Annotated in this window: 18 protein-coding genes; 5 read left to right on the forward strand and 13 right to left on the reverse strand. The window is 73.4% G+C overall.

Going from position 1 to position 15804, the window contains the following annotated elements; all coding sequences use genetic code 11:
- The coding region (locus CRM73_RS07060; RefSeq protein WP_229587242.1) for an integrase core domain-containing protein at positions 1-339 on the forward strand (339 nt) is incomplete at its 5' end.
- Positions 340-348: 9 nt separating this feature from the next.
- Here the strand turns inward: CRM73_RS07060 and CRM73_RS07065 are convergent.
- The 7 genes from CRM73_RS07065 to CRM73_RS07095 all read right to left on the reverse strand — a co-directional run bounded on the left by CRM73_RS07065 (position 349) and on the right by CRM73_RS07095 (position 6421).
- Positions 349-1488 (reverse strand): FAD-binding oxidoreductase, encoded by a 1140-nt coding sequence (locus tag CRM73_RS07065; protein WP_109244257.1) that lies wholly within the window; start codon positions 1486-1488, stop codon positions 349-351.
- Positions 1489-1543: 55 nt separating this feature from the next.
- Positions 1544-1750, reverse strand: coding sequence for a hypothetical protein (locus CRM73_RS07070; protein WP_035925322.1), 207 nt, complete (start codon positions 1748-1750; stop codon positions 1544-1546).
- A 45-nt stretch (positions 1751-1795) separates the two neighbouring features.
- On the reverse strand, positions 1796-2710 hold the full coding sequence (locus tag CRM73_RS07075; RefSeq protein WP_109244258.1) for a DMT family transporter: 915 nt from the start codon (positions 2708-2710) through the stop codon (positions 1796-1798).
- A gap of 34 nt (positions 2711-2744) precedes the next feature.
- Complete coding sequence (locus CRM73_RS07080) at positions 2745-3617, reverse strand: N-acetylglucosamine kinase (protein WP_109244259.1); 873 nt, start codon at positions 3615-3617, stop codon at positions 2745-2747.
- Between the two features lie 103 nt (positions 3618-3720).
- A complete protein-coding gene (locus tag CRM73_RS07085; RefSeq protein WP_035925329.1) occupies positions 3721-3942 on the reverse strand; it encodes a hypothetical protein in 222 nt (73 codons plus the stop codon).
- A 271-nt stretch (positions 3943-4213) separates the two neighbouring features.
- Positions 4214-4972: a dienelactone hydrolase family protein gene (locus tag CRM73_RS07090; RefSeq protein WP_109244260.1), complete on the reverse strand. Its 759-nt coding sequence runs from the start codon at positions 4970-4972 to the stop codon at positions 4214-4216.
- Between the two features lie 6 nt (positions 4973-4978).
- Positions 4979-6421, reverse strand: coding sequence for a sodium/glutamate symporter (locus CRM73_RS07095; RefSeq protein WP_109244261.1), 1443 nt, complete (start codon positions 6419-6421; stop codon positions 4979-4981).
- A gap of 139 nt (positions 6422-6560) precedes the next feature.
- Between CRM73_RS07095 and CRM73_RS07100 the strand changes: the two genes are divergently transcribed.
- From CRM73_RS07100 to CRM73_RS07115, 4 genes are all read left to right on the forward strand, one after another.
- Positions 6561-7595: a DUF368 domain-containing protein gene (locus tag CRM73_RS07100; RefSeq protein ID WP_109244262.1), complete on the forward strand. Its 1035-nt coding sequence runs from the start codon at positions 6561-6563 to the stop codon at positions 7593-7595.
- A gap of 78 nt (positions 7596-7673) precedes the next feature.
- Positions 7674-9155 carry a DUF1538 domain-containing protein gene (locus CRM73_RS07105; RefSeq protein ID WP_109244263.1) on the forward strand — a complete coding sequence of 494 codons (1482 nt, stop codon included), beginning with the start codon at positions 7674-7676 and terminating at the stop codon, positions 9153-9155.
- A complete protein-coding gene (locus CRM73_RS07110) occupies positions 9152-9505 on the forward strand; it encodes a transcriptional regulator (RefSeq protein WP_109221845.1) in 354 nt (117 codons plus the stop codon). The genes CRM73_RS07105 and CRM73_RS07110 overlap by 4 nt, the downstream gene beginning before the upstream one ends.
- Before the next feature lie 73 nt (positions 9506-9578).
- Complete coding sequence (locus CRM73_RS07115; protein WP_109221844.1) at positions 9579-9968, forward strand: CBS domain-containing protein; 390 nt, start codon at positions 9579-9581, stop codon at positions 9966-9968.
- Positions 9969-9996: 28 nt separating this feature from the next.
- Here the strand turns inward: CRM73_RS07115 and CRM73_RS07120 are convergent, their stop codons facing one another.
- The 6 genes from CRM73_RS07120 to CRM73_RS07145 form a co-directional block, all read right to left on the reverse strand.
- Positions 9997-11664 (reverse strand): NERD domain-containing protein, encoded by a 1668-nt coding sequence (locus CRM73_RS07120; protein ID WP_109244264.1) that lies wholly within the window; start codon positions 11662-11664, stop codon positions 9997-9999.
- A 294-nt stretch (positions 11665-11958) separates the two neighbouring features.
- Complete coding sequence (locus CRM73_RS07125) at positions 11959-12147, reverse strand: CsbD family protein (protein WP_035925348.1); 189 nt, start codon at positions 12145-12147, stop codon at positions 11959-11961.
- A 115-nt stretch (positions 12148-12262) separates the two neighbouring features.
- Positions 12263-12766 carry a hypothetical protein gene (locus tag CRM73_RS07130; protein ID WP_229587243.1) on the reverse strand — a complete coding sequence of 168 codons (504 nt, stop codon included), beginning with the start codon at positions 12764-12766 and terminating at the stop codon, positions 12263-12265.
- Positions 12767-12798: 32 nt separating this feature from the next.
- The gene (locus CRM73_RS07135; RefSeq protein WP_095649908.1) at positions 12799-13851 is read right to left on the reverse strand and encodes a zinc-dependent alcohol dehydrogenase family protein; all 1053 of its coding nucleotides are present in this window, start codon (positions 13849-13851) and stop codon (positions 12799-12801) included.
- An 83-nt stretch (positions 13852-13934) separates the two neighbouring features.
- The gene (locus CRM73_RS07140) at positions 13935-14894 is read right to left on the reverse strand and encodes a hypothetical protein (protein ID WP_017834004.1); all 960 of its coding nucleotides are present in this window, start codon (positions 14892-14894) and stop codon (positions 13935-13937) included.
- Between the two features lie 177 nt (positions 14895-15071).
- Positions 15072-15686, reverse strand: a complete 615-nt coding sequence (locus CRM73_RS07145) for a PadR family transcriptional regulator (RefSeq protein WP_017834003.1) — start codon at positions 15684-15686, stop codon at positions 15072-15074.
- Positions 15687-15804: the final 118 nt, after the last annotated feature.

Raw genomic sequence — 15804 nt, forward strand, 5'->3', positions numbered from 1 at the left:
AGGGCGTGGTTCGCCGACCAGGGCGTCACCGTGGAGCGGGTGCTCTCGGACAACGGGTCCTGCTACCGCTCCCATGCCTGGGCCCAGGCCTGCGCCGAGCTGAGCATCAAGACCAAACGCACCCGCCCCTACCGGCCCCAGACCAACGGCAAGATCGAACGCTTCCACCGCACCCTGGCCGACGGCTGGGCCTACGCCCGGTTCTACCCCTCCACGGCAGAGCGCGACGATGCCCTACCGGGCTGGCTGCACTTCTACAATCATCATCGAGCCCACTCCGCACTTGGAGGCCAGCCACCGGTCACCCGCCTGACCAACCTCCCTGGACATCACAGCTAACGGACCCGCTCAGCCGGCCGAGCGGCCCAGCCGCTCCCCGTGGTGGAGGTGGCCGGGGACCGTGCCGGTCAGCACGGTCCCGGCGAGCGCCTCGCCGAGCGCGGGGGCCTGCTTGAACAGGTTGTGCCCGGCGAGGGCGGTGAGCCCGTCCTCGGACCAGATCCCCACGCCGTCGTCGCCCCAGGGCAGCCGGGTGACCCAGCAGTGCACGTGGTCCACCGGGCGCGGGTCCAGGCCGGGCAGGGCGCGCCGCACGTAGGAGACGGTCCGGTCGGCCAGGGCGGCGAGCGCCGCGGGGTCGGCGAGGCCGCCATCCGGGTGGGCGGGCGTGTCGGCGCTGAGGCCCACCGAGAAGTGGCGGCCGTCCGGATACGGCGCGGCGTACACGCCGGTCTCGCCGAAGGCCCCGCTGCCGTCCTGGAGGGTCGGCAGGCCTCGGGCGGTACCGGAGGGTGCTCCGTCCGGGACCGAACCGTGAAGGGCCGGTCCGTCCGGGGCCAGGGCGAACGTGAGGCGGACGTGGGCGCCCACCTCCACGGGCAGGTCGAGCCCGGCGCCGCGGGCCAGCGGGGCGGTGCCCCGGCCGGCGCACAGCACCACGTGGTCGTAGGTCTCGCAGGTGGTCCCGGTGCGCACCTCCACCGCTCCCGTGCCCGTGCGCCGGGCCGCGAGCACGTGCTCGCGCAGCATCGACTCCTCGAGCCGGCGCGACAGCGCCGCGACGGCGGCGAGGGTGCGGATGGCGCCGCCGCGGACGTCGAGCATCGCCGGGCCGGTCCAGTCGGCCAGCAGCGGCAGCCGCTCGTGCAGCTCCTCGGGCGACAGGCGCCGCACGGGGACGTCCTCGAACGGCTCCAGGGTGCGGAGCTTGTCCTCGACGCCGTCCCCGATCGCCACGGCGCCGTCGGGGGAGACCAGCTCGACGCCGAACTCCTGCTCCCACTCCCGCCACAGGGCCCGGCTGCGGGCGACCAGCGCCACCAGCCGGGGGTCCTCGTGGGCGTGCCGGAAGATCCGGCCCTGCCCGGCGGACTGCCCGCCGCCGGGCGGCCCGGACTCGTACAGGGTCACGTCGGTGCCGCGCGCCCGCAGGGCGTGGGCAGCGGCCAGGCCGACGATGCCCGCGCCGACCACGGCCGTGCGGGTCACCGGAGGACTCCGGGGACGCTCGTCACGCCGGCCGGGCGCGCGGCCGTCCGGGCGCTCAGCTGTCCTGCCCGGGGTCGGTGCTCTCGCCGAGGATGTCGTCGAAGGCCTCCCGCACGGCCTGCCGGGTGGCCAGGCGCACGCTCGCCGCGCCCTGCTTGTCCGCGGTGTCGGCGTTCTCGATGTTGCTGCGCTCCTCGCGCTCCTGCTCCAGGGCGTGGTCCCGGGCGGAGCGGATGCGGTCCATGATCTCGTTGGCTTCCATGGTCTCCATCCCATCACGGCCGTCCGACATTGAACAGGGGGCTGATCAGTTCCTGCGGGCCGCCGGGTCCGCCGCGGCGTCCGCGGCGAGCTCGGGGGAGCTCCCGCCGACCATGACCACGGCGCTCGCGGTCACGACCAGGCCCATGCCCACGAGCTGCAGGCCCGTGAGCGCCTGCCCGAGCACCAGCAGCCCGGCGAGGGCCGCGACCGCGGGCTCCAGGCTCAGCAGGATCCCGAAGACCTTGGGCGGGATGGCCCGCAGCGCGAGCAGCTCGAGGGAGTAGGGGACCACGGAGGAGAGCATCGCGATCCCCACCCCCGCGCCCAGCACGCCCCACGTCAGGGCGGGGACGTGCGCCGTGAGGACACCCACCGGGGTGACCAGGACCGCCGCCACGACCAGGGCCACGGCGAGACCGTCCAGCTGGTCGAAGTGCCGGCCCGCGGACCGGCTGCCCAGGATGTAGGCGGCCCAGCCCGCCCCGGCCAGCGCCGCCCAGGCGATGCCGGCGAGGTCGAGCTCCGCCCACGGCACGGTGAGGGCCTGGGAGATGAGCACGATCCCGCCCAGGGCCGCCGCCACGGCGAGGACGTCCCGGCCGCGGCGGGAGAGCACGGCGGACAGGGCGAGGGGGCCCAGGAACTCGATGGTCACGGCCACGCCCAGCGGGAGGGTGGCCAGGGACTGGTAGAACGCGAAGTTCATGCCCGCCAGGGCCGCCCCGAAGAACAGGCCGGACCGCCACGCCTCCCGGCTCCGGCCGCGCAGCCGCGGCCGGATGACGGCCAGCATGATCGCGGCGCTGATGAGCAGCCGCATGGTCACCGTGGCGGACGCCCCGATCAGGGGCACCAGGACGGCGGCGAGGGCCCCTCCGAACTGGACGGAGACGACGGCGGCCAGCACGTAGAGGGTCGGGCGCAGCCGGGGGCCGCGGGCGGGAGCGAGGGTGGTCACCCGTTCAGGGTAGGGCTCCCCGGCGGCTCTGCCGTCACCGGCGCTCGCCGAGACGCAGGGCGCCGTGCACGGGATCGCGCTCGAGCACCCGCAGCTCCCCGAGACCGCGGGCCGCGGCGGCCTGCTGCAGCCGGTCCCGCAGCAGCGGCTGGTGCCGTGCCAGGCCACCGCCCACCACCACCGGGCCGGTCAGCTCCAGCCGCCGGGACACGGTGGCGGCGAGATCGGCCAGCGCCCCGGCCGCGCGGTCCACCAGCTGCAGGGCGTCGTCGTCGTGCGCCGCGGCCTCGAAGGCGACCCGGGAGAGCCCGGCCCAGAACCCGCGGTCCGCGCCGCTGTGGAAGCGTTCGATGAGCTGACCGGGCTCGGGAAGCCCGCAGTGCGCCAGCACCGCCCGGTCCAGGGCGTCGGGTCGCAGCCCGTCGTCGAGCCGGGCGAGGGCGCGGCGCACGAGCTCCCGGCCGAGCCAGTAGCCGCTGCCCTCGTCGCCCAGCAGGTGCCCCCAGCCGCCGGCCCGGGCCTCCCGGCTGTCCGGGGTGGCGCCCCAGGCGGCGGAGCCGGTGCCGGCGATGACCGCGATGCCGGTGCTGCACCCGCCGGCGGCCAGGACCAGCCGGGTGTCGTGCACGACGACGATCCGCGCCGCCCCCGTGTGCGGGGCGATGAGCGCGCGCAGCGCCTCGGCGTCCGCGGGCGTGTCGACGCCGCCCGCCCCCGCCACGACCACGTCCGCGGCGGAGGCGCCCAGCTCACCGAGGACGCCGGCGAGGGCGCGGGAGGCCTGGGCGGGGCTGACGTTCTGCACGTTGGCGCTGCCGCCGACGGCCTCCTGTACCGGGCGGCCGTCCTCGGCCCGCAGGCCGTGGGTCGTGGTGCCGCCGATGTCCAGGCCGATGAGGATGCTCATGGGTCCATCCTGCCGTGCGCGGCCGGGCGGGCCCAGAGCACGACGACGCCCGACCGGGCGCCGGTGCGAACCGGCCCGATCGGGCGTCGTGGACCGTGTCCGGTCAGGCCGCGAGGGCCAGGGGCGCGGGGCGCAGGCGGCAGTCCTCGAAGGAGAACAGCCGGCGGACGCCGGTGCCGGCCTCGAGGACCCACAGGACGCCCAGGGGGTGCGAGACCTGCCCCACGGTGCCGACGCAGCTCTCGTAGAACTCGTCCCAGATCTCGAGCCGGTCACCGGGCTGGATCTGGCTCAGGTCGGTCATCCACTTCTCAGCAGCGGTCATTCCGCCACCTCCCATCAAGTCTTCGTTCGTGTGTGCTTCCATGGTGCACTGCCCGCGGTGACCTGCGCAGCGACCCCGATTTGACAAACGGCCCGCAGGTCTTGAGCTTGGTCACACCCCCGTCCGGTCGGCAACCTGCAACGGTTGCCCGAGGGGTCCCGAGGGCGGCGTTCTGTGACGGCCGTCCCGGCCGGGCGCGTGAACAACAACACGTCACGAATTCGTCGTCGCACACCGTCATCCGTGTCGTGCGCGCCCTCGCGCCGGGTGCTCAGCCCTCGGAGTCCTGCGCTCCGTCCGGACCGGCCGGCTCCCGCAGGTGCCGGTCGAAGAACGCGACGATCCGGCGCCGGGCGTCCTGGGTGGCCGGGTCGTCGTAGGCCGTGCGGCTGAACCGGCCGAGCACCCGCAGCATCGGCGAGAGGTCCTCGGGGTCGTGGTCGTTCATGAAGCCGTGGCCCACCCCGGGGTAGATCCTGATGTCGTGCGCCACCTCGGTCTCGGTGAGGATGCCCTCCAGGCGGCGGCCGGCGTCGGCGCCCAGGGGAGTGGTGTCCGCCCCGCCGTAGCTGCCCACGATGGGGCAGGCGTCCGGGAGCCACTGCTCGGCGCCCTCGGGGCATCCGCCGTAGTTCGTGCTCGCGGCCGAGAACCCGTGCTCCACGGCGAGGGCGAGCGCGTAGCCGCCGCCCATGCAGAAGCCGACGACCCCGATCCGGCCCGTGCAGTCGGGGCGCGCGGCGAGCCAGGACCGCGCCGCCTCGACGTCGTCGAACGTGCGTCCCCGGCGGGCGCCGATGTCCTTCATGATCGTGCGCAGGCAGCGGAGCCGGCCGCCCCAGTGGAAGAGATCCGGGGCCACGGCGAGGAACCCCTCGCCCGCCAGCCAGTCCGCCTGGTGGCGCAGGTCCTGGCTCATCCCGGTGAAGTCGTGCACGAGCACCACCCCGGGCCAGGGCCCCGGGCCGTCGGGCACCGCCACGTGGACGGGCATCTGCCCGTGACCGGTGGCCACGAGGACGTCGCTCATGGCCCGTCAGGCCTGCCGGGCGTGCACGGCGTCGGCGGAGCCGGCCGCCACGAGCCGGCGGCGGTAGGCCATGCCGCCGACCAGCGCCACCACGAACAGCACCGACATCACGACGAGCAGCGGCCACGGGCCGAACTGGTAGATCAGCGGCACCGAGGCGGCGGTGATCAGCCCGCCGCCGAAGAACGGCTCGAAGAACAGCTGCTTGTAGCCGAAGGCCTCCATCGCCGGGCTCTCGTCGTGCGGGTCGGCGATGCGCATCAGGATGAGGCCGGTGGCGGTGACGCCCATGGACTGGCCGAAGTCCGCGATGCCGCGCTCGAGCCAGTAGTCGGGGATGACCTTGGGCACGAAGAGGAGCAGGAAGCCGGTGCAGAAGACGACGCCGGCGACGGACAGGACCAGGAAGACCTCCCAGTTCGCGGCGATCGCGGTGAGGGACAGGGTCGCGATCGCGGCGAGGATCAGGAAGTCGAGGGCGAGCCCCTGGATGCGCAGCATCATCTGGTGGTCCAGCAGGTGGCCGATGCCCCGCCAGTCCATCACCAGCTGCACCACCACGCCGCCCAGCATGGCGAGCGGGAACAGGGGCACGAACGCGAGCAGCTCCACGGTGTCCGCCCAGAGGGCCTGCTCGACCCACTGCAGGGCCGTGAGGATGAGGTAGCCGATGAGGATCGCGATGCCCACCACGGCCACGTGCAGGGTCAGCGGCTCGATCGAGGCCGGCCGGGAGGTCATCATGGCCGCGGGGATGTTCTCGTCCCGGCGGTAGAGGCCCTTCTGCTCCTCGACGGACTGCTCCACGTTGCCCTTGAGCACCTTGGTGCGGCCGGTGCGCACACCCCAGTTGATGACGGCGATCCCGATGACGATGCCGCCCACCAGACCGATCGTGGCCATGCCCAGGGCCAGGTCCGCGCCCTCCTCGAAGCCGAGCTCCTCCATCACGGGGCGCATCCCGGCCGCGGTGCCGTGGCCGCCCTCGAAGCCGATCTCGATGAGGGCCCCGGCCATGGGGGAGATCCCGAACAGGGGACCGAGGACCGCGATCACCAGCAGCAGGCCGACGACGTACTGGCCGGAGCCGAAGGCGAGACCCACCGACAGCTGCGGGCCGGCGAGCCGGGCGACGCGCCGCGGACCGGGGATGGACGCCCCGAGGAAGAGCGTCGCGAAGACCACGCTGATGAGCAGGCTGGGCAGGGCGGCCCAGACCTCGAGGATCTCCGGGGTGAACACGCCCCCGTCCGCGAGCCAGCCGACCCCGGCGGCCTCCCCGACCCGGCCCAGGACCTGGGGCCCGGCGAGCAGGGCGAGGAAGCCCGCGATGATGGAGCTGGGCAGGAAGATCTTCTGGATCCACCGCACCCGGACCCGCAACCACTTCCCCACGAGGAACAGCGCTGCCAGCAGGATCAGGGCGAAACCGACGTGGTTGGGGCTCATGGCGGGCTCCTGGGTCGAAGGCTCGTGCGGTCGGGCCAGTCTACGCACGCGTGTCCGGCGGCACACCCGGGGCCGCCGGGGCGGGCGCCCGCCCCGGTACCCTGGCAGGCGTCCCCTCTTCCCCTGCCCAGGAGCACCTGTGACGCCCTCGTCGCCCCCGGACCGTCCCTCGACACCGCCGGCCACCACGACCACCGCCACGACCACCCCCGGCGGGGAGGTCCGCCGCAGCATCCCGGGCAACGTGGTGCGCGGCGCGCTCATCGGCGTGGTCGAGACCGTCCCCGGGGTCAGCGGCGGCACCGTGGCCCTCGTGGTCGGCATCTACGACGAGCTCATCAACTCCGCCGGGCACGTGGTCTCCGCCGGCAGGCGGGCGCTGCTCGGGCCCGACCGCGCCGCCGGGGTGCGCCACCACCTGGCCCGGGTCCACTGGCGGATCGTGGTGCCCGTGGTGATCGGCATGGTCGCGGCCCTGCTCACCGTGGCCGGGCCCATGAGCCACCTCGTCGAGGAGTACCCCGTCACCATGCGGGCGCTGTTCTTCGGCATGGTCCTGGCCTCCATCGGAGTGCCCCTCCGTCTGGCGGGCGGGGCCCTGCGGGCCCGGGACGCCGCCGTCGTGGCGCTCGCGGCCGTGCTCGCGTTCGTGCTCGTGTCCGTGCCGCCCACCACGGTGGCCCCCGCGCCGCTGCTCATCGTGCTCGCGGCCATGGTCGCGGTGTCCGCGCTGCTGCTCCCCGGGCTCTCCGGCTCCTTCCTGCTTCTGACGATCGGGCTCTACCAGCCGACGCTGCGGGCCGTCGACGAGCTCGACCTCGGCTATCTGTCCCTGTTCTTCCTCGGGGCGGCCCTGGGCATGGTGGTCATCGTCAAGGGCCTGCAGTGGCTCCTCGACCACCACCACCGCGTCACCATGCTGGCGCTCACCGGGCTCATGCTCGGCGCCCTGCGCACGCTGTGGCCCTGGCAGCTCGAGGACCGCACGCTGCTCTCCCCCGAGGGGGACTGGTGGATCCAGCTGCTCGCGGCGGCGGCCGGCTGCGTCGTCGTCCTCGCCCTGCTGGCCGTCGACGCCCGCACCCGGGCGCGCACCGGGCACGGCTCCCAGGAGGAGCTCGCCGGCGTCGAGTCCGGCGACGACGCCGACGAGGCCACCGACAGCACCCGATAGACGGCCCCGGGCCGGCCGCGACAGACTGGCGGGAGACACCCCGCCCGCGGCTCCCCCGGAGGAGGTCCGGCAGCGCCCATGGAGCACCTCACGCACTTCTCCCGGGAGTTCCTGAAGGCCCTGCGGAGTCTGCTGCCCATCGTGGTGGTGGTCGTGGTGTTCCAGCTGGCCGTGTTCCGGGAGGTCCCGGAGCAGCCCCTGCGGCTCGTCGCCGGGCTGCTGGTCGTGGGCGTCGGCATCGCCCTGTTCCTGCAGGGCCTCGACCTCAGCGTGTTCCCGGTCGGCAAGAACCTGGCCAACCAGTTCGCCCGCCGCGGCGCCCTGGGGCTGCTGCTCCCGTTCGGCTTCGCCATCGGCTTCGCCGCCGTGGTCGCCGAGCCCGCGCTGATCGCCGTGGCCGAGCAGGCCGAGCTCGTCAGCGAGGGACGGATCAGCGCCCTCGTGCTGCGCCTCGTCATCGCCGTGTCCGTGGGCGCGGTGCTCGTCCTCGGCATCCTGCGCATCCTGCGGGGCTGGGCGGTGCAGAGGCTGCTGCTGCCCGGCTACGTGCTCGTCCTGGTCGCCACGTACGTCGCCCCGCCGGAGATCGTGGGCCTCGCCTACGACTCCGGCGGCGTCACCACGAACATCGTCACCGTGCCGCTGATCGCCGCCATCGGGATCGGTCTCGCCAACTCGATCCGGGGCCGCAGCGCGCTCTCGGACGGCTTCGGCCTCGTGGCCCTGTGCGTCATGGTGCCGATGATCGGCGTGCAGCTGTACGGGATCTGGGTCTACACGTTCGGCGACGCCGAGGCCGTCGGCGCCGCCGGGTCCGGGGGCGCCCCGGTGCACTGGGCCCTCGAGCACGTGCTGGGGCTCGCGGAGATGGTCCGGGACGTGTTGCCCATGGTGCTCGTGGTCCTGTTCTTCCAGTACGTGGTGCTGCGGCACGGGGTGGCCCACCCGCTGCGCGTGGCCGTGGGCTTCGTGATGGTCCTCGTGGGGCTGTACGCGTTCGTCGTCGGCCTCAAGATGGGGCTCTTCCCCATCGGGACGATCATGGCGGAGCAGCTGATCGAGCGCGGAGCGCCCGCCCTCATCCTGCTCTTCGCCCTGCTCATCGGCTTCGCCACGACCATGGCCGAGCCGGCCCTGGTGGCCATCGGCGAGCAGGCCGAGGCGGCCTCGCCGGGCCGGATCAGTGGTTCCGCCATCCGGCTCGTCGTGGCCGTCGGCGTGGCGGTCGGCATCACCCTGGGCGTGTACCGCATCCTCGTGGGAGCACCGCTGCACTACGTGATCATGGCCGCCTACGCCGTGGTCATCGTCCTGGTCCTGCTGGCGCCGAAGCACATCGTGGCCCTCGCCTTCGACCTCGGCGGCGTCACCACCTCGGAGGTCACCGTGCCCCTCGTGACCGCCCTCGGCATCGGGCTCGCGGGCGCGATCGAGGGGCGGGACGTGCTGATCGACGGCTTCGGCCTGATCGCCTTCGCGTCCATCTTCCCGATCATCTCGGTGCTCGGGTACGCCATGATCCTGGAGAGGATCCCCCGCCTGCAGAAGGAGCCGACATGAAGTTCACCGCCGTGGTGGTCATCGCCCCCGACGAGCTCGAGGACACCGTCATCGAGCGGGCCCAGCGCGCCGGGGCCACGGGGGTGACCATCCTCCCGGGCAAGGGCATCGGGGGCGAGACCAAGCGCACCTTCTTCGGCCTGACGTTCGAGGGCGCCCAGACCGTGCTCCTGATGGTCGTGGGCACGCACCTGGCCACGCCCATCCTCAAGGTGATGCACGACCTGCTCGTCGACGGCGGCGGCGGCTCCCGCGGCATCGCCTTCAGCATCCCCATCGACCACCTCACGGGCATCGACATGCAGCAGGTCGCCCGGTTCGAGGAGCACATGCGCCGCGAGGGCGCCTGACCCGACGCCCGTTCGAACCCCGATCGAGCTCCGTCCGAGTTTCCCACCGTCCGAGATTCCCAGGAGGAACCCCGTGCTGACCGTCAAGGACGTCATGGTGCGCGACGTCATCACCATCTCCCCCTACAGCACCCTGCGGGAGGCGCTGTCGACCATGAGCACCCGCCAGGTCAAGAGCCTGGTGGTGGAGCCGCAGCACCCCCACGACGGCTACGGGCTGCTCAGCTACAGCGAGCTGCTGCAGGCCATCGTGGCGGAGGAGGGGGACGTGGATCTCCTCAACGTCTACGACGCCGCGGTCAAGCCGGTGGTCACGGTCGGCGAGGACCTGTCCGTGAACCAGGCCGCGGCGCTGATGACCCGCTTCCGGCTCAACCGCCTGGTGGTGGTCCAGGGCAACGAGCTCATCGGGCTGCTGGCGATGAACGACATCCTGGCGCGGCTGATCAGCGACCTGACCTGACCGGCCCGCCGGCAGGGGCGGCTCCGGGTCAGCCCGCGGGCGGGCGCCATGCCTCGCCCGCGTCGAGCGCGGCCATCAGACGCGGGCCGGCGGCCTCCTCCACGACCTCCCGGGGTCCGACGACGACGAGCAGGGACCTCGCGCGGGACATGCCCACGTAGACCATGTGCTGGGCCCGGACCATGTCCTGGAAGCCGTTGACCGCCAGGACCACGGCCGAGCGCTCGAGGCCCTTGAAGCCCAGGACGTGCCCGTAGAAGACGTCCTCCTCCGCGAAGTGCCCGTCCCAGTAGGCTCCGAAGCCTTCCGTGTCCACGATCTCCCGCTGCACCGGGTGGCGCCTGCCGGTGGTCAGCAGCGCGATGCGGCCCGGGTCCCACCCCTCGTCCTGGAGGGCGACCACGGCGTCGTCGGCAAGCTCCAGGACGGCCCCCGGCTCGACGTCGACGAACCGCACCGCCGGGCCCTCCCCGTTCCGGCACCGCTGCGGCTCCCGGGCGAGCGGGGCGAAGGCCCGGGCAATGGTGGCCGTGTTGCGCAGGTTGTCGTCCAGCGGGAACGGGTTGAGGTCGATGGGGGCGTGCCCGTCCCGGTCGAAGATGCGCTGGTGCTCGTCGGTGAACACGAACAGCACGCCCCGGTCCGGGTCCCCGAGGCACTGGACCAGCGCCTCCCACCACAGCTCCCCGAAGTCCTGTCCCTCGTCCACGACGATCGCGTCGAACCGGTCCCCGTCCGGACGGGCGGCGGCCAGCTCCCGCAGCCGCTGGGGGAGCCGGTGCTCCCAGTAGTCGGGGTCGTCGTCCTCGCCGGGCTCCGCGCCCCATTCGACGGGCAGCCGGTGGAACAGGCCGATGTACGCCGGGCGCTCCTCCTCCGGCCACGCCCGGGACATCAGCTCGAAGTACCGTGCGAGTCCCCGGGAGTAGCACACGAGCGCCGTGCGGTGCCCGTCGCGGGTCAGCCGGCGGGCCTTGAGCATGGCCAGGTGGGTCTTGCCGGAACCGGCGCCTCCGGTGATCTGCGCGCGGTGCTGCCACCGCAGCAGGGACAGGGTGCGCTCCTGCTCCCGGGTGAGCTGGTTGCCGGAGTCCTCGAGCTCCCGGGCGAGGTCCTGCACGTTGCACAGGGACAGGTGGGTGCGGCGCAGGTTCTTGACGATCAGCTCCACGGTGGACGCGTCCGGTGGGCGGTAGGCCTGTGTGCTGCGGCGCAGCACCTGGTTCAGCCGTCCGGCGATGCCGTCCAGGTCGGTGCGGTCGAACAGCCGGTCCCGCGGGGCGTCGGGGACGTCCCAGTCCCCGGGCAGGCGCGTGTAGGGCAGGGCCGCGAAGAACGTGGTCCGCCCGCCCCCGCGGGACAGCCGCGGCGCCAGGTAGTCCAGGAGGGCGTGCATCCCGGACCGGGCCTGCTCCAGCGGCGACCGCTTCAGCCGGTGCGCCCCACCCCGGCCGGACTGGTGCCACTGCCCGTTCCGGACCGAGATGTCCCCGCCCTTCACCTCGATCACCGCGTTGCCCACACCCGGCCACAGCACCAGGAGATCCAGTTCCGCCTCGACCTCGTCCCCGGTGATGCGCTGCCCCGAGATCAGCACCGCGTCCTCGGGGAGCTGCGCCCGCAACGCCTCCCAGACGCACTGCTCCGCTTCGAAGCCGGGCGGGAACTCCGGGGACTCCGGGAAGGTCTGCGGCATGGCCCCAGGCTACCCAGGATGTGCCATCGCAACCGGGAGGCGGTGCGCCGTCGCGTGACGAGGCGCGATCCGCGACCCCCTCGTGCCGGCGGGTCGTGTTCTGCCGGTACGAGCGGCGCAATCCGACAGGACGCGACCCCTCGCGGTGGCAGGAGGCGGAACGCGACCCCTCGCGGCGGCAGGAGACGGAACGCGACCCCTCGCGGCGGCGGGGAAGGCGGAGCACGGCGAAGGGCCCCGGTGTCGACTGCGACACCGGGGCCCTCCGGCTGGTTCGACGGCTGAACCGTGCTGCTACATTCCGTCCTTGAAGTTCTTGCCCGCGTCCTTGACGTTCTCGCCGGCCTGCTTGGCGCTGCCGGACAGCTTGTCCGCCTGGCCCTCGGCCTGGAGGTCGCGGTTGTCGGTGGCGTCGCCGACCTTTTCCTTCGCGGTGCCGCTCGCCTTCTCCGCGGCGTTGCTGATCTTGTCTCCGAGTCCCATGGGCTCTCCCTCCGGTCGGTGAACAGGTGCTACCAGCGTAGACCCCTCAGCATGCTGAGGGAACAGGCGGGGCGCCCCGGAAGGGGTCATTCCCCCCAGGGCGAACAGCGCCCGCTCAGCGCTCCGGGACGTCGAGGCCGGCCGCGGCCAGGCGCTCCCGCAGCCAGGCCGGGATCCTGTGGTCCATCCTCCGGTAGCGCCCGAGGTGCCGGCGCCAGTCCTCCGCGGCGACCGGGTGCGGGGCGTGCGCCGGGAGGGCGGGGTCGTCGTCGTAGTTGAGCACGAGCTCCACGCCGGGGCGCTGCCAGCGCCGCCCGGCCACGGTGACGATCAGCGTGGCGGACAGCCACGACCCGTCCACGAGGTCGGCGTAGTCCTCCTGGAGGGCCCGGGCCAGCCGGCGCGGGGTGCTGCGCAGGCCCTCGGCGTCCACGGGGCGGCAGGTCGTGCGGTCGCCGCGGACCTCTCGCACCTGCAGGCGCAGGTCCCGGCCCACGCTCAGGACGTCCAGCACGAGCGCGTCCCATCCGGGCTCGGTCCCGTGGGCGCGGACGAGCCACCGGGCCAGCCGGTCGATGGTCCTGCGCTGCCGGGGGCTCTGGAGTCTGTCGGTCCGCACGGGCACACGCTAGCAAGCGCCGGGCCGGCGGCTCAGTCCGCCGTGATGACCACCTTCACCGCGCGGTGCTGCGCGGCGTTGCCGAACAGCTCGTAGGCCTCCTCCATCTGGGACATGGTGAAGCGGTGGGTGGCCATCGCCTTCGCGTCCAGCCGGCCGGACCGGACCATGTTGAGCAGGCTGCCCACGGTGCGGCAGTCCACGAGCCCCATGTTGATGCGGACGTTGGAGATCCACATCCGGTCCAGGGGCAGCTCCACCGGCTTGCCGTGCACGCCGGCGTTGGCCACCGTGCCGTAGGGCCGGACCACGTCCAGGCAGGTCCGGAAGGTCTGGGGCACGCCCACGGCCTCGATGGCCACGTCCACGCCGAGGCCGTCCGGGGACAGCGCCCTGATCCGCTCGACGGCGTCCGGGTCCCCGGCGTTGACCTTGTCCGTGGCCCCGAGCTCGAGGGCCTTGTCCATCCGGTTCTCGTCGAGGTCCACGGTGATGACGCGCCCGGCGCCGCAGAGGTTCGCCGTCATGACCGCGCCCAGGCCCACCGGCCCCGCGCCCACGATCGCGACCGTGTCGCCGGGCTTCGTGTTGCCGTTGAGGATGCCGATCTCGAAGCCCGTGGGCAGGGCGTCGGTCAGGAACAGGACGTCCTCGTCGTCGAGACCCTCCGGGACCTTGTGCACGGAGGTCTCCGCGAACGGCACGCGCACGTACTCGGCCTGCGTGCCGTCGATGAGGTGCCCGAACACCCATCCCACGCCGCCCAGGGTCTGGCAGTGGGAGGGCTGGTTGTTCCTGCAGTAGGAGCACTTCCCGCAGTTGGTGACCGCGGGGATGATGATCCGGTCGCCGGGCTCCAGCCCGGTCACGGCGTCCCCGACCTCGGTGATCGTGCCGACCGCCTCGTGGCCGAGGACCCGGCCGTCGACGACGGCGGGGACGTCGCCCTTGAGGATGTGCAGGTCGGTGCCGCAGATGGTGGTCGTGTCGACCTTCGCGATGACGTCGGTGGGGTCCTGGAGGGTCGGGTCCGGGACCTCCTCCCAGGCCTTGCGGCCCGGTCCGTGGTAGACGAGTGCCTTCATGGGGTCCTCCTCGGTCGCCGGTCCGGCGGGCTGCCGGGCCGCCCGTCCTCATCGTAGGCGCGAGGATCCCGGGCCGGCAGGGCTCACTGGTAGGAGACGAACCATGGCTGCGGCTCGATCGCGGACGTCTCCTCCGGCGTGAAGGTGGGCGTGTCCTCGTCGTAGAAGTTCTTCCACGCCATCCGGATCCCCTCCGGCAGGCCCTGCTGCAGCCGCTCCCACGTGCCCGTCTTCAGCTCCGGGGTGCCGTGGCCGTCGGCGTGCAGGACCAGCGCGAGCTCCGGGCGGGAGGCGTCCACGAGGTGGCGGTTCGTGATCATCGACTCCGCGAACTGGTGCAGGACCACCACCTTCTGCGGCAGGTCGTGGTCCCGGGTCAGGCCGGCGAGCCACGCCGTGGTCGCGTTGATCTCCGCGGCGTCCACCGAGCCGATCTGCACCATGTGCACCTGGTCCGGCCCCAGCCGCCACTCCGGGTCCAGGGCCAGGCCCACGTTGGGGAGCTCGAGCAGCTCCTGGTACTGCTGCGCCTGGCTCAGGAAGTCCTGCCGGCCGGGCTGGAGGTCCAGCACCACGTAGACGCCGTGCTCCGCCGCGGCCTCCACGTACGGGCGCAGCTCCTCGACCGGGAGCTCCTCGGAGTAGTCCCCGTCCTCGCCGGGGCCCGCGGAGGCCGTGGTCGCGATGATCTCGAAGGCGGGGACCACGGGCACGTCGCTGAAGGGCTCGTACTGGGCGGCGAGCTCCTTCGCCCGGACGGCCGACTCCTCGGGGCCCTGCTCCCCGAGCACGCCCAGCGCCGGCGTCCCGGGGCGGCCGTAGAGGGCGACCATCCGCCGGTCGGGGAACACCTCGGTGCCCCCGCCGATCAGCTCCGCGGGCTCCGCGGGCACGGGGGTCGGGGAGGGGGCGGCCGACGACGGCGACGCGTCCGCCGCCGGTGTCGCCGCCGAGCCGCTGCCGGCGCCCTGGGCGCAGCCGGTCAGGAGGAGCGCGGCGCACAGGGCCAGGGCGAGGGGGCGGGGCAGCGGCGAGCGGGTCATGGTCTGTCCTGGGGCCGAGGGGCAGGGGGGTCCGTCCAGCCTACGCACCGGCCGGTGCGCCGGGCGGGAACAGGACCCGGAACGGTGCCGGCCGCGGCGCGGTTGCGTCACGCGGCGACCCGGGCGGTCCGGGACCCCGCGACCGGGGCGGCCCGGGACCCGGCGGCCCGCCGGACCTCAGGCGGTGCCGGGCTCCCCGGACCCGCCCAGCTCGCCCAGCTCCTCGAGCAGCCGCAGGCCGCGCTCGGCCCAGGCGATCTCCTGGTCGGCGCGGGCCACCTGCCCCTCGTAGGCGAAGACCTTGAACCGGGTGATCCGCTCCCACTGCTCCTCGGGGTTGGCCGCCAGCCGGCGCGCCAGCGTGGGGCTCGTGCGGTCCTGGAGCGCCCTGATCTGCTGGAGGGCCTGCGCGCGCTGGTCCCGGTAGTGCTCGATGTGGGCGTGCAGCTGCGCGGCCGCGGCGCCGGGGGAGGCCCACTCGAAGTAGGCGGCCCGCAGGTGGGCGGGGTCCCGCTCCCGGACGTAGCCGAGCGGCTGGTCCTGCCACTGCCGCAGGGCGCGCTCGCCCTCGGGCGTGATCGAGTACTCCGTCTTGGTGGCCCCGCGCGATCCCCAGGGGACGGGCCGGCTCGTGAGCAGCCCCTCCGCGTGCATCTTGCGCAGCTCCGGGTAGATCTGCGAGTCGGGGGCGTGCCACACGTGGCCCACGGAGGAGCTGAACTGCTTGACCACGTCGTAGCCGGTCAGCGGCCCCGAGGAGAGCAGTGCCAGCAGGGCCGAGCGGAGGCTCACGGGCGGTTCCTTCCGTCGCAGCAGGGGTCGTCCTGCTGAGCCTAGCCGGGAGCCGGCCCCGTGACCCTTGTCACTCACTATGGACATAGATATTGTGTGTCCTGCGCCACGACTATCT

Source organism: Kocuria sp. CCUG 69068, from assembly GCF_020833785.1.
Taxonomy (GTDB): Bacteria; Actinomycetota; Actinomycetes; order Actinomycetales; family Micrococcaceae; genus Kocuria; species Kocuria rosea.

What these genes read in the sequence shown, in the direction of transcription:
- CRM73_RS07070 (WP_035925322.1), bottom strand. Translation starts at nt 1,750, where the DNA reads ATGGAAGCCAACGAGATCATGGACCGCATCCGCTCCGCCCGGGACCAC.
- CRM73_RS07080 (WP_109244259.1), bottom strand. Translation starts at nt 3,617, where the DNA reads ATGAGCATCCTCATCGGCCTGGACATCGGCGGCACCACGACCCACGGC.
- CRM73_RS07085 (WP_035925329.1), bottom strand. Translation starts at nt 3,942, where the DNA reads ATGACCGCTGCTGAGAAGTGGATGACCGACCTGAGCCAGATCCAGCCC.
- CRM73_RS07090 (WP_109244260.1), bottom strand. Translation starts at nt 4,972, where the DNA reads ATGAGCGACGTCCTCGTGGCCACCGGTCACGGGCAGATGCCCGTCCAC.
- CRM73_RS07095 (WP_109244261.1), bottom strand. Translation starts at nt 6,421, where the DNA reads ATGAGCCCCAACCACGTCGGTTTCGCCCTGATCCTGCTGGCAGCGCTG.
- CRM73_RS07105 (WP_109244263.1), top strand. Translation starts at nt 7,674, where the DNA reads ATGGAGCACCTCACGCACTTCTCCCGGGAGTTCCTGAAGGCCCTGCGG.
- CRM73_RS07110 (WP_109221845.1), top strand. Translation starts at nt 9,152, where the DNA reads ATGAAGTTCACCGCCGTGGTGGTCATCGCCCCCGACGAGCTCGAGGAC.
- CRM73_RS07120 (WP_109244264.1), bottom strand. Translation starts at nt 11,664, where the DNA reads ATGCCGCAGACCTTCCCGGAGTCCCCGGAGTTCCCGCCCGGCTTCGAA.
- CRM73_RS07125 (WP_035925348.1), bottom strand. Translation starts at nt 12,147, where the DNA reads ATGGGACTCGGAGACAAGATCAGCAACGCCGCGGAGAAGGCGAGCGGC.
- CRM73_RS07135 (WP_095649908.1), bottom strand. Translation starts at nt 13,851, where the DNA reads ATGAAGGCACTCGTCTACCACGGACCGGGCCGCAAGGCCTGGGAGGAG.
- CRM73_RS07140 (WP_017834004.1), bottom strand. Translation starts at nt 14,894, where the DNA reads ATGACCCGCTCGCCGCTGCCCCGCCCCCTCGCCCTGGCCCTGTGCGCC.